Origin of the sequence: Candidatus Seribacter sulfatis (assembly GCF_964187635.1) — a bacterium.
Lineage (GTDB): Bacteria > Verrucomicrobiota > Verrucomicrobiia > Opitutales > Seribacteraceae > Seribacter > Seribacter sulfatis.
Window position 1 is genome coordinate 15,067 of sequence record NZ_CAXLMO010000105.1, and the last position, 12,435, is coordinate 27,501.

The 12,435-nt window shown below is 43.6% G+C and carries 11 protein-coding genes; 10 read left to right on the forward strand and 1 reads right to left on the reverse strand.

Going from position 1 to position 12,435, the window contains the following annotated elements:
* The first annotated feature begins 144 nt into the window (after positions 1–144).
* The 5 genes from ACKPQ5_RS09725 (at position 145) to ACKPQ5_RS09745 (ending at position 5,246) form a co-directional block, all read left to right on the forward strand.
* Complete coding sequence (locus ACKPQ5_RS09725; protein WP_407678912.1) at positions 145–381, forward strand: hypothetical protein; 237 nt, start codon at positions 145–147, stop codon at positions 379–381.
* Positions 329–1,996 (forward strand): sulfatase, encoded by a 1,668-nt coding sequence (locus ACKPQ5_RS09730; RefSeq protein ID WP_407678913.1) that lies wholly within the window; start codon positions 329–331, stop codon positions 1,994–1,996. Before ACKPQ5_RS09725 ends, ACKPQ5_RS09730 begins: the two co-directional genes overlap by 53 nt.
* Positions 1,993–3,501, forward strand: coding sequence for an arylsulfatase (locus ACKPQ5_RS09735; protein ID WP_407678914.1), 1,509 nt, complete (start codon positions 1,993–1,995; stop codon positions 3,499–3,501). The genes ACKPQ5_RS09730 and ACKPQ5_RS09735 overlap by 4 nt, the downstream gene beginning before the upstream one ends.
* A 127-nt stretch (positions 3,502–3,628) precedes the next feature.
* Positions 3,629–4,378 (forward strand): alpha/beta hydrolase, encoded by a 750-nt coding sequence (locus ACKPQ5_RS09740; protein ID WP_407678915.1) that lies wholly within the window; start codon positions 3,629–3,631, stop codon positions 4,376–4,378.
* A complete protein-coding gene (locus ACKPQ5_RS09745) occupies positions 4,371–5,246 on the forward strand; it encodes an SMP-30/gluconolactonase/LRE family protein (protein WP_407678916.1) in 876 nt (291 codons plus the stop codon). The genes ACKPQ5_RS09740 and ACKPQ5_RS09745 overlap by 8 nt, the downstream gene beginning before the upstream one ends.
* 299 nt (positions 5,247–5,545) lie before the next feature.
* On the opposite strand, the gene ACKPQ5_RS09750 is transcribed toward ACKPQ5_RS09745, so the two are convergent.
* Positions 5,546–6,301, reverse strand: coding sequence for a ThuA domain-containing protein (locus ACKPQ5_RS09750; protein WP_407678917.1), 756 nt, complete (start codon positions 6,299–6,301; stop codon positions 5,546–5,548).
* Positions 6,302–6,452: 151 nt separating this feature from the next.
* Here ACKPQ5_RS09750 and ACKPQ5_RS09755 point away from each other — a divergent pair, with 151 nt between their 5' ends.
* From ACKPQ5_RS09755 to ACKPQ5_RS09775, 5 genes are all read left to right on the forward strand, one after another.
* On the forward strand, positions 6,453–7,208 hold the full coding sequence (locus ACKPQ5_RS09755; protein WP_407678918.1) for an SDR family NAD(P)-dependent oxidoreductase: 756 nt from the start codon (positions 6,453–6,455) through the stop codon (positions 7,206–7,208).
* Between the two features lie 28 nt (positions 7,209–7,236).
* Entirely contained in the window at positions 7,237–8,277 is a 1,041-nt protein-coding gene (locus tag ACKPQ5_RS09760) for a sugar-binding protein (protein ID WP_407678919.1), read from the forward strand.
* Entirely contained in the window at positions 8,278–9,786 is a 1,509-nt protein-coding gene (locus tag ACKPQ5_RS09765; protein WP_407678920.1) for a sugar ABC transporter ATP-binding protein, read from the forward strand.
* 4 nt (positions 9,787–9,790) lie between these two features.
* Positions 9,791–10,849 (forward strand): ABC transporter permease, encoded by a 1,059-nt coding sequence (locus tag ACKPQ5_RS09770; protein ID WP_407678921.1) that lies wholly within the window; start codon positions 9,791–9,793, stop codon positions 10,847–10,849.
* A gap of 54 nt (positions 10,850–10,903) precedes the next feature.
* On the forward strand, positions 10,904–12,435 hold a 1,532-nt coding region (locus tag ACKPQ5_RS09775), incomplete at its 3' end, for a tagaturonate epimerase family protein (RefSeq protein ID WP_407678922.1).

Sequence of the window (12,435 nt, forward strand, 5' to 3'; positions counted from 1 at the left end):
CTCGATAGCCAGTAATCATGATTCATTCAGAGTTTAACCCTCAAGTAATTTAAAGAAGATTTGTGATTTAGCTTAATTCACAAACGAATGAAATGTGGTAACTAGTAGCTTGCTTTTGTTTAATGGTATTCTTTCTTTAAGCAGATGAAGAATTTTTTTCGTTTCTTATATTCAATCTTTTTTACAATACCCTTGGTTTCTGTATTTTCGGAAAAGCCCCATATTCTTTTTATTGCGATTGATGACTTAAGACCGGAGCTTGGATGTTACGGGTCTCCGATTGCCAAGTCGCCCAACTTGGACAAGTTGGCGAGGGAGGGTAGGCGGTTTGACCGGGCCTGTATTTTCGGAAAAGCACAATATTCTTTTTATTGCGATTGATGACTTAAGACCGGAGCTTGGATGTTATGGGTCTTCGATTGCCAAGTCGCCCAACTTGGACAAGTTGGCGAGGGAGGGCCGGCGGTTTGACCGGGCCTATTGTCAACAGTCGATTTGTAGTCCGTCCCGAGCCAGTCTAATGACAGGTGCCCGACCCGATGAAATTGGGGTCATTGAAAACACCGCTTATTTTCGGGACTTGAATCCGAACATCGTAACTTTGCCCCAGCATTTTATAAAGAATGGATATGATGCGGTGTATTGCGGAAAAATTTATCACGGACGAATGACAGACGATGAATATTCCTGGAGCCGGAAACCGGCCCATAATCAATGTCCGGTCAAAATGAAATGGTTGCCGGGTGGGTATGCCTTGTCTGAAAATCAAAAATTGTGGGCCACGAACAAGGAAAAGATGCTCGCAAAGTATGGAAAAGAAGGCTCCGGTGGATTGATTCATGGACCGGCCTATGAGTCCGCCGATGTTCCTGATCATGCCTACTCAGATGGATACAGTACCAGACTGGCAATCTCCACCCTGAAGGATCATAGGAAGAAAAAACCGGACCAGCCCCTTTTTCTTGGCCTTGGTTTTAAAAAACCGCATCTGGATTTTGTAGCTCCTAAAAAATACTGGGATATGTATGACCGTAAGAATATTCAATTGGCAAAACAAACAGAAGAGCCACTTGGTGGTGCAACGACCGGGTTACATGCCTCGTTTGAGCTGCGGACCCGTCATGGAATTCCTAAGAAAGGTCCTATCGGCCCGGAGCTAGCTAAAACACTCCTTCATGGATACTATGCATGTGTTAGTTATGTTGATGCCCAAATTGGATTGATGCTGGATGCGTTGGAAGAGGAGGGAATCCGGGAAAACACTATTATTGTGGTCTGGGGCGATCATGGCTGGCACTTGGGGGAAATGGGAATTTGGGGAAAGGCTACGAATTATGAAATTGCCACCCGGGTACCTCTAATTTTTTGGACTCCGGAAATGAAATATAGAGGAAAGGGGACTGAGGCATTAGTAGAGCTGGTGGATCTGTATCCAACTCTTTGCGATCTGGCGGGCTTGTCTAAGCCGATGCATTTGGCAGGCGAGAGCCTGCTCCCATTGTTGGAAAACCCGGATGTCAAAGGGAAGCAATATGCGGTGAGCCAATTTCCTAACCCGGCAATGCATCTGGCAGGCGAGAGCCTGCTCCCATTGTTGGAAAACCCGGATGCAAAAGGGAAGCAATATGCGTTGAGCCAATTTCCTAACCCGGCATTACGGGAGTGGGCAGCTAATCCACTTTCTTTGGGAATGAGGAAGACCTTTTTTGGGCCTTTGATTGAGAAAGTGGAAAATCGTATCAAGCAACAACAGGGAAAGCACTGGAATCGGGATCTTTTTGAAAATCATTTAATGGGCTACACTTTACGATCTGATCGCTATCGATTGGTTGCCTGGTTGGACTACCGAGACGTGAATTCGGAGCCATTATTCCTGGAATTATATGACCACAAAAAAGACCCACAGGAAACTCGGAACCTGGCTGGAGAATTTCCCGCTAAGGTGAAAGAATTATTGAAAAAATTAAGAATGAGTGGAATTGGAAAAAGGGGATGAAGAAAGCACATTCATCAATGCTAATTTTTCTTTTATGGGGATTGCTTTTTTCTCACGGGGCATACCAGCCTAATATCGTATTGATTCTTGCCGATGATATGGGCTATTCAGATTTGGGGTGCTATGGTGGGGAGATCAAAACTCCTAATCTGGATCGTTTGGCTAAGAATGGAATTCGATATACTCAGGCTTATAATACTTCGAAGTGCTGGACTACCCGGATTAGCCTGCTAACCGGGTTGTATCATCACCGGAGTGATCGGAACTTTACGAACACGGCCCTGATTGGGGAAATCCTAAAACCTGCTGGGTACCGAACTTGGTGGTCGGGTAAGCATCATGCCGGTTTTAATCCATACGATCGTGGATTCGATCATTTTTTCGGATTTCTTGGGGGTGCAATCAATTTTTGGAATCCTGGAGATCGGGCAAGAAAAGGAGAAAAAGAGCCGGGGTGGCGAGCCGTTTATACATGGGCCTTTGATGATCAACTGATAAAACCTTACACTCCGGATAAGGATTTTTTTGCCACCGATGCGATTACAGACTGGAGCATTGACTGGCTGGATGAAAAAGAAAAAGCAACTGATCCTTTCTTTCTTTTCCTGTCATATAATGCACCCCACTGGCCATTGCATGCCCACCCCGAGGATATTGCTAAATATGATGGGATTTATGACAAGGGATATGAATTTATTCGTAAGGCTCGTTATGGAAGACAGTTAAAAATGGGTTTGTTTGATCGGGAGGTTGCTCCTCTCAGTAATCCAGAACACGAGGAATGGAAATATTTATCAGATCAGGAAAAAGAAGAGGAGGCCTTACGGATGCAGATTCATGCTGCGATGGTGGACCGGATGGATCAGAATATTGGTCGACTTCTTCAAAAGTTGGAAGAACTTAGAAAGTTGGAAAACACCCTAATTATTTTTCTTGTGGACAATGGAGCCAGTCATGAGAGACCGAGAAAAAAAGTTTGGGATCCTGAAGCAGAGTGGGGTAGTGTCGGTTCTTTTGAAGCGATTGGACAATCCTGGGCAAATGCAATTAACAGTCCTTTCAAGAAGTGGAAGGTGCAGGGTATGGAGGGAGGAATCTGTACTCCCATGATTGCGCATTGGCCGGAAGGGATCAAATTACCTGTAAATACAATTTCACGTTCACCCTGCCACCTGATTGATTTTGTACCGACTTTTATGGAATTAGCAGGGGAAGAGGCAAAATATTCGAGTGAACTTCCAGGATTGGATGGAATTTCATTAGTCCCGACTTTTTCTGGGAAGAAATTAATCCGTACAAACCCACTGTTTTTTCAATACGGGAGTTGGCAAGCAATTCGAGAGAGACAATGGAAATTAGTGCAGCGAAAACAAGAACCTTGGCAATTATACGATCTAGATCAAGATCGGACCGAAACACGTGACCTTGCTGGTGAATTTTCCGAACGAGTTAAGAACATGAAAAAGTCATGGGATGGTTGGGCGAGCGAAGTCGGTGTCAAATAATGGAATGGGGAGAGTCTCACTATTTTTTTGCGTAGTATATGGCATTTGAAAAAACTTTACTCAAGTTTGGAGAAAGTGTTGTTAATTCGAATGTAATCACTCAATAGTGGAAAAATAACCAGATTTTATGATCCAGCGAATCTTTCTTTTTCTAGCATTACTCTTACAGGTCGGACAAATTTGTCATGGGGAGATCCAAGATCCAACCCATTCAGACCTGAGGTATAGTGGTGACTATAAACGAAGCCAATTGGACTTATGGTTGTCTGAATCAAAAAAACCAACTCCTTTGGTGGTAAATTTTCATGGGGGCGGCTTTAGAAAGGGGGATAAACGATCTTTTCAGAGAAATTCCATGTTGCAAAATAATTTAGCAAGAGGAATTTCCTTTGCCAGTGTGAATTATCCATACATTGATCAGGTGGATGTGGATCATCGGAAGTTACTTGAGCATTGTGCAGAATCGATTAAATTTATTAAGAAAAATGCGAGGAAGTATAATATTGATAAAAACCGGATTTCAGTAATGGGAAATTCAGCCGGTGCTTTAATTACCTGCTTTCTTGGACATGCTAAAGATCTGGGCATTCGCTCAATCTATCCAATTCAACAGCCCAAGGGCACACCTTTATTACTCCCTCATATTCGTGCAGACGGACCGCCGATCATAGTGTATAATCGCTCCGATCTAAATGATCAGATACATCATCCAAGATTTGCGGTAATGATACAAAAAAAATGTGAAGAATTAGGAGTTCAATGCATTGCCTATGGGGTGGAGGATTCTGGCTTACGCACTTTACCCGAGGGAAAAGATGTGAATGATTTAGCAATGCAATTTTTTAAGAAGTCCTGGGAATCCAAAAAAAATGAATAACAATATTACAATTAGTCCAATCGGTTCACGTGTTTCCAAATGGGGTGAAGGTCCAATCTTTTGGAATGATCATCTGTTATATGTAGACATTGAAGGGCATACGCTCATTCGATTGAATCCTGAAAGCGGTGACGAAGAATGTTGGGAGATGGGCGAGCGGATTGGAACCGTCGTCCCCCGAAAGGGTGGAGGTTTTTTATGTGCGGGTGATTCCGGAATCTATACTTTTGATCCGATTACCGGCGAGAAAGTAAATTTGGCTGATCCGGAAGCGGATAAAAGACCAGATAATCGATTCAACGATGGAAAGTGTGATCCATCCGGAAGGTTTTGGGCCGGCACAATTAGCACGGTTAAAAAGACAGGAGATGCCAATCTATACATGTTGGATACGAAAGGAGATCTTAGTTTGAAGGTGGATGAAGTGACTAATTCAAATGGTATTTGTTGGAATGCGGATGCAACCAAAATGTATTATATAGATACCCCTACGAAGAAAATCATGGCCTATCCTTTTGATAACAGTAGGGGAGTTTTATCGGAACCATCTTTGGTGGCTGATACGGGGGTTCTGGATTTAGATGGGTCTCCGGATGGTATGACGATCGATTCGGAGGATATGCTTTGGGTGGTCATGTGTCATGGCGGAATGGTAGTGAGAATTAACCCGCAGAGTGGAGAGCTGGTTCAAAGGGTTGATGTTCCATGTGTGGAAACAACGGCTTGTGCATTTGGTGGAACAAACTTAGATCGCTTGTTCGTAACCACAGGTGTCCATAAGTCTTTGCAGGAAGAAAATGCAGGGCAAGTTTTTGTAGTGGATGGACTAGGCATAAAAGGAACCACTGCCTTTGCATTTGCCCAATAACTCGATTTCAAGGACACAAAACCTCCTGTTTTGGCACGAAATGGGAGGGGTGCTCGATGGTTTCAGCGGGGAATGGAGGTAATTTTGTTCCTGAATATGAAAGAGCGGCCACGCGGAATGATTTTGTGAAATGATACAATTCAAACTGCGGTTATGTGAGCTGCGAACTGACCAAGAACCACTGAAAAAGTTATTTTCGGGCAACCTCTTATGTCACGAAGAAAGGAGCGCCAATCAAAATGAAAGCCGTTTTTATGATCGAGGAGGGAAAACCGGGTGCCAAAGTTAGTTTCCGGTGCCTAATCATTCTTTAGGCACCATTTGATTGCATTCCTGAGCAGTTGTTTAAATGCAGGTTTTTTAAAATCCTCGATGTGCCCCAAAGAAGTGTAGAAAACCTTTGCTTTTGAGGCAGTACGGTTTGTCCACGCAACCGGTTCAGAAGGGGAGTCCTTGATTCTTCCTTGTAAAAGAACCGTTGAGCTTTTGGATAAAGGATAGTTTTTGTAAAGCGTCGCCGGAGTGGTAAAGGGAAGTTTTACATTTTGCAATATAGGGTGGGGTACTAACTTCGAAAAATGTTCGATCGAGCAAATTTTTCCTTTGCCGTAATGGCCGTTATAATTTCCACCAATAATTTTCTTGTCCCATTCGGTCCATACTTGATGACCTTTGGGGACTGGAGAATTTTTAAGATCAAAAGCGTGAGATGTAGTTCGTATACCGATGATCGGTTTTCCCAATGATAGATGATTTCGAATGAGGTTCATGGTTTTTTCCTTAAACGCTCTGCGACGAACGCTGATAAAAAGAAGATCAGCATTTTTAATCGCAGAGGAATTCTTGAGGATATTACGACTTGTTCCTTCTTTGGGAGCTTCGGAAAAATAGAGAATGAATTCCTGAGATAATTTTTTGTGTGCAAATGCGGGAACAGATTGTTCTGTTTTATATTCTCGCTCCGCTATAATAAAAGTAATGGTTTTCTTTGGGTTTGCAGTAATGGGATGAACGAGCAAGAATCCGAAAATAAGAATGATAAAGGTATTTTTCATTTTAAAAATTTATTAACGAACTGAAAAAAGGTCGAGTGACAAGCAATGAAAAAATATTTTTTACCGGGCAACCTTTTTGTTTTGAAATATCAATTTGTGTTGATATGTTAAAAATGCTTCTATTTAGGAGATTTTATTTATTCTTAATTTTATGAGTTTTTCACTATCACAAAAAGTCGCCCTTGTCACAGGAAGCAGTCGAGGATTAGGATATGGGGTTGCTCATGCATTAGGGAAAGCGGGTGCCAAGGTGGTTCTTAATTATTTGAATGATCGGGAGTCTGCCGAAAAGGCTTTGGCAGGGTTAAAATCAGATGGTATTCACGCCATGCTCGTGAGAGCAGATGTTTCTAACCCCGAGCAAATCTCATCCTTGGTTGAGGCTGTTGAAGAAAAATTTGGCTCTCTAGATATCCTTGTTCCCAATGCAACTCCGGACCAGCCACAAAAACCCATTGAGGAATATGATGCTGATTTTTACCGTCAGATGTATGATTTTTTTGTGATGAGTCCGTTTCATCTAACTCGCGCAGTTTTACCGGGGATGAAAAAAAGAGGACATGGTCGAATTATAAATATTACGAGTGAAGTATTCCATTGCTCGGTACCCGAATTTAGTGCTTACGTTGCGGCAAAAGGCGGGCAGATTGGGTGGAGTCGAAGCATGGCAAATGAATTGGCACCGCATGGAATTACTGTGAACACAGTGGCACCAGGGTGGATTCCCACTGCGCGACATGAAAATGAACCGCAGGATGCAAAAGATGAATATTTAAAAACGATTCCGCTCGGTCGTTGGGGAAAACCTGAAGATGTAGGCAATGCAGTTTCCTATTTTGCCTCTGATGAGGCTTCCTTTATCACCGGACAAACTTTGTGTGTAAATGGTGGCCGCACCCCCTGGTAAAAAATTTAATCCTTAATTAAAAATCAATATGAAGACCTATTCCAAAATACTATCTCTTTTATGCGTGCCAATTCTTGGTTCTTTTTTCGGTTGCGGAGAAAAGCCCGGTGCAGAAGGTTCCGATTCCCAGGTTTCCTTTGCCTATGTGACCAATGGAGTGGATCCATTTTGGGATTTATGTGCCGCGGGAGTTCGGATTGCGGAAAAAGAATTTGGTGTCAATTGCGAGGTCCTAATGCCTCCTAAAGGAGTAGTGGACCAAAAGAGAATGATGGAAACCCTACTCGCAAAGGGTATAGACGGTATTGCGGTCAGCCCGGTGGATGCCGAGAATCAAACTCCCTTCTTAAACGAGGTGGCCGAAAATACTATTTTGATTACCAACGACTCGGATGCCCCCAAGAGTAAGCGTTTAGTCTTTATCGGCACGAATAACTATAAGGCTGGTCGAGCTTTAGGGGGGTTGGTTAAGAAAGCACTGCCTGAAGGTGGTGAGGTGATGCTCTTTGTGGGCCGTCTTGAGCAATTAAATGCCCGCCAAAGAAGGCAGGGCGTAATCGATGAATTATTGGGTCGTCCTGTACAAAGCATGGAGCAGGTGAAGTACGATCCGGTGGATGCAACCAATTTGACCACAGGAGGATCAAAATATACGGTTTTAGATACCCGTACGGATAATTTTGACAAAGCGAGAGCTAAAAGTAACGCAGAAGATGCGATCGCAAAATACAAGGACTTGAAATGTATGGTAGGGCTGTTTGCATATAATTCCCCTTCATGCATCGATGCGATTAAGGAGGCGGGGAAGTTAGGAGCCATCAAGATTTGTGGCTTTGATGAACAGGATGCGCTTCTTCAGGCAATTACCGATGGGCATGCTTATGGCACCATCAGCCAGCAACCCTGGGAATATGGATATGAATCCATTAAGATGCTAAAGAAAATACTGGAAGGTACTCAACCAGAGAATACTTATCAGGAAGTTTCATTTCTCGAGGTAACCCAAGATAATATCGGTGAGTTTTGGGCCAAAAAGAAAGAAATGGCTGAACTTGGGAAATCCGAGTAAATGAGCTCAGGTTCAGGTCTGCTTCTTGAAGTAAAAGACCTAAAAAAAAGTTTTCCCGGGGTACTTGCCTTAAAGGGAGTTTCCCTGACACTCGGAAAGGGTGAAGTTATCTCACTGATCGGAGAGAATGGTGCGGGGAAAAGCACTCTGATGAAAATCTTGGCCGGTGTTCAACCGGCGGATTCCGGCGATTACCACATTGATGGGCAAAAAGTTGATTTTAAGAATGTCCGGGAGGCCATGGATTTGGGTATCGCACTTATTCACCAAGAGCTTAACCTGGCCTCCAATCTTGATCTGGCCTCCAATATTTTCCTGGGCCGTGAACCTGGGAGCAAAGGTTTTATTAATGAACAAAAATTACATACCGAAGCAACGCGGCATTTAAAAAGAGTCGGTCTAAACTTACCCTCTGAAACACTTGCCGGATCGTTACCAATAGGTAAGCAGCAACTGGTTGAGATTGCGAAAGCTCTCTCCTGTAATGCCCGGGTTTTGATCATGGATGAACCGACCAGCAGTCTTTCTCAAAAAGAAACCGAGACCTTGTTCGAAGTGGTGAAGGGTTTGCGTGATGAAGGAATCAGCGTGATTTACATTTCCCATCGATTGGGCGAAGTAAAGGAACTTTCCGACCGGGTAACCGTATTTCGGGATGGTGAGAATGCAGGGGAATTAGCCAAAGATGAAATCAATCATGATAATATGGTTCGCTTAATGGTGGGTCGTGAATTGAGTGAATTTTATGACCGAGAAATTCACAAACCGGGGGATTGCGTACTCAAAGCGGTCAATGTGGTTTCTCCAACCTATCCTGAGGTTCCGGTTTCAATTGAGGTGCGGGCGGGTGAAATTGTTGGGATTGCAGGGCTCGTTGGGGCCGGTCGCACAGAATTATTACAGACTTTTTTTGGTGTCACTCCCTCCCTTGGTGGAGAGTTGGAAGTGCAGGGGGTCAGTTTTTCTCCCCGTTCGCCAGCTGACGCAGTGCATGCCGGTTTGGCACTGGCTCCTGAAGATCGAAAACAACATGGATTGGTTCTGCCTATGACAGTTCGTGAGAATGCAAGTCTGCCCAGTCTGGAACGGGATCAAAAAATGGGCTTTCTTGATCATTCAAAGGAACGAGAAATCGCAGATGTGGCGGTCAAGCAGATGAAAATCAAAACTCCCAGTATTGAACAACCAGCCCGTTTTCTTTCTGGTGGTAATCAGCAAAAGATTGTCCTCGGGAAATGGTTAGCCATGAATCCCAAACTACTAATGCTTGATGAACCTACCCGCGGAATTGATATCGGTGCGAAAAGGGAGATTTACAAGCTTATGGAAAAGCTTGCTGGCAAAGGGATCGCAATTCTTTTTGTTTCCAGCGAAATGGAAGAGGTCTTGGGAATGGCAGACCGGGTTTATGTGATGCACGAAGGAGGAATTTCAGGAGAACTTCAAAAGAATCAAATGTCAGAGGAATCAATTATGCAACTTGCCACAGGAGGCTCATTGACGGCTTAAAATTATGAAAAAAAATGTATTTGGAATATTCGGTCTATTGGTCACGGTCTTTGTAATTACCGCAATTGCAGATCCCAATTTTCTCTCCGCATACAACATGCAAAATACGGTCAAGTGGTCGAGTTTGTATGGTGTGATGAGTATCGGGGTCGCTTTTGTAATCATAACGGGCGGAATTGATTTATCCATAGGCTCGGTGGTTGGGCTGGTTGCAGTGGTGCTTTCTTTTTTCACGAAAATTCAGGGCCTCGATCCGATTGTGGCGATTGGGTTAACTTTACTCATGTCGGTTTTGATTGGATTGATTCACGGCTTGCTAATCACCAAGGCGAAGCTTCAGCCCTTTGTAGTAACACTGTGTGGACTGTTGATTTACCGAAGCTTAAGCCGGTGGTTGACTGATAATCAATCCTTGGGGCCGGTACCGTTGGAGGGTGATCTAGGATTTGAAAACTTGGAACAGATCCTGATGCTTGATTATATCTTTAGCGGCCAAATTCCAATTGGTGACTTTTTCAAACTGCCAACCCCGGCACTATTTCTATTGGTTCTCGCATTGGCCGGTTCGATCTTTTTAAGAAAGACAGTCTGGGGTCGATATTTATATGCTTTAGGTAATAATGAAGATGGTGCCCGCTATAGTGGCATCGACACCGATCGCATGAAAATTGTAGCCTATGTATTGTGCTCCTTTTTTGCGGGAATTGCGGGAATTCTTTTCGCTTTTGAATTGGGTTCAGTTCAACCTGCCCAGACCGGTGAATTTTACGAACTTTTTGCGATCGCAGCTGCTGTTCTCGGTGGTTGCAGCCTAAGGGGAGGAGAAGGCTCAATCCTTGGGGTTATCATTGCCGCCGCCGTAATTAGGATAATTTTTAACTCCATTAATATGGTCGGAATTTCAACTCACTTGGAATTTGGAATTCTGGGTGTGGTAATCTTGTTGGGTGTGATTGGGGATGAAATGTTAAAAAAGAAAATGGCCGAGAGGCAGGTGGCTGCCAGCGAGAAACTGGCCGCAGAATTAAGCGAGAAATCAAAGAATAACGAGAACTTGGAATAGCTTGTCATTTAATTCTCGGTGACTTTGCCTTCCTTTTTGTTTTGAGTATAAGCTATGATTTCATGCGATCCTAAGATTTTTGATTATTCTTCAATAAACGCCTTTCTTTCAGAGAATTCTATTTGGATAAAAAATAATCCATGCGTAAGTCCTGATTTCTGCCTGGATTGGGACCGTTTTACTGAGGGTCTGAATGGCACTCCCGAGTTAACAGAATATTCACGAAGTACTTTTTCTTCTGAGTGCGGCGAATGGACTCTAGTGGAAGACCAATGGGGAGATCATGCATGGAGGTTGAGAGTTCCTGATCGAATGAATGAGGACTTTGAACCATTGAATAATGGATTCGACACGGAAGGATTTATTTATTTCCCGGCTTCCTTTGAAAACCTCGTTCGATTAAAAAATTTGCTTCAGGAAAGCGATCCTGAAACTAATGCTTTTCCCACATCCCGGGGAAATCTCGGGAAATCAACTTTGGGAATAGGAGCCCGTTTTACCACCCTGCATTGGGACGGGGTGGATTGGGCTATGTCCCGATTAGGCATGGGGTTGACCGCCAATCAGAACAGTATTCCTCGTGAACTGGTCTATGATGTGAATGAAATGCTTGCGGGTAACCTCGATACTGTACCATTTCCTTTTATTGGCTGCGATGTACCGGAGGGGCATCAGGGCCAAAGTGTGGAGGGAATGACCCATGGGTGTATTTTGGCAAAATTTAAGAATGGGTTTCATAAACTCGGTATCTCCTGGAGTTTTAATGCGGATCATCAACCTATTGGGGGAAAGTTCGATGAAAGAGAAGATCAACTGGTCGCTGGTTGTATGTTTGCCAGTTATATCACTTTTGATCTTTCACCTGAATTGGCTGAGACGGTTATCCCGGAATCAGAAGAGGCAAAAGCTCGTTTCGTCGAAAAGGAAGTCCCGCATGATTTGGTGGATGCGGCGAGAAAGAGGGTAGAAAATGCGGGATTGCACCCCAGTGTAGACGAGTTCAATGGATTACTGGCATATGTTTGGCCGGCTCTTCAAAAAATGAAGGTTCGTGACGATAAATATAAGAGCTTCCGGAAGAAGTATTTTAGTACAGATTTAGGATGTGATTTTCTTAGGGAATTATCCATTGATGAATTGCCCGGTTTAACCACCCCAGAGACAACTGCCGTAATGCTTGCCCTGTCATTTGAAATGGGAATGCCGATTCACTTTGTGGCTCCTGCGTTCGGGTTTCAGAAGAATATTCCTTATCCCGATAACGATCAATTGCGGGAAATGATAAAACCCATATGGAAAGTCTGTGAAAGCTTTGGAGTGTCCATAGGCTTTCATTCTGGATCGGGTAAATCAGCTGAAAATTATCAGGTGGCCGGAGAGGTCACAGGCAGTAATTTGGAGATTAAGACAAGTGGCCGGTACACCTATGAAATGGGGGTTGCTTTACACCAATCGAGTAATTCTCAGGATCAGGCTTTATGGAAAGACTGGTATGCATTTACGGTGGAATTAGCTTCCAAAAGCTGTTTTTCAAATGACGAGACTGAAATGAAAATGGCCCGTGAATTTGTCCAGTTAACGATTGG

Bases quoted from the DNA above. Each gene is read 5' to 3' on its own strand.
- ACKPQ5_RS09755 (WP_407678918.1), top strand. From the start codon at position 6,453: ATGAGTTTTTCACTATCACAAAAAGTCGCCCTTGTCACAGGAAGCAGT.
- ACKPQ5_RS09770 (WP_407678921.1), top strand. From the start codon at position 9,791: ATGAAAAAAAATGTATTTGGAATATTCGGTCTATTGGTCACGGTCTTT.
- ACKPQ5_RS09745 (WP_407678916.1), top strand. From the start codon at position 4,371: ATGAATAACAATATTACAATTAGTCCAATCGGTTCACGTGTTTCCAAA.
- ACKPQ5_RS09740 (WP_407678915.1), top strand. From the start codon at position 3,629: ATGATCCAGCGAATCTTTCTTTTTCTAGCATTACTCTTACAGGTCGGA.
- ACKPQ5_RS09750 (WP_407678917.1), bottom strand. From the start codon at position 6,301: ATGAAAAATACCTTTATCATTCTTATTTTCGGATTCTTGCTCGTTCAT.
- ACKPQ5_RS09760 (WP_407678919.1), top strand. From the start codon at position 7,237: ATGAAGACCTATTCCAAAATACTATCTCTTTTATGCGTGCCAATTCTT.
- ACKPQ5_RS09735 (WP_407678914.1), top strand. From the start codon at position 1,993: ATGAAGAAAGCACATTCATCAATGCTAATTTTTCTTTTATGGGGATTG.
- ACKPQ5_RS09765 (WP_407678920.1), top strand. From the start codon at position 8,278: ATGAGCTCAGGTTCAGGTCTGCTTCTTGAAGTAAAAGACCTAAAAAAA.
- ACKPQ5_RS09725 (WP_407678912.1), top strand. From the start codon at position 145: ATGAAGAATTTTTTTCGTTTCTTATATTCAATCTTTTTTACAATACCC.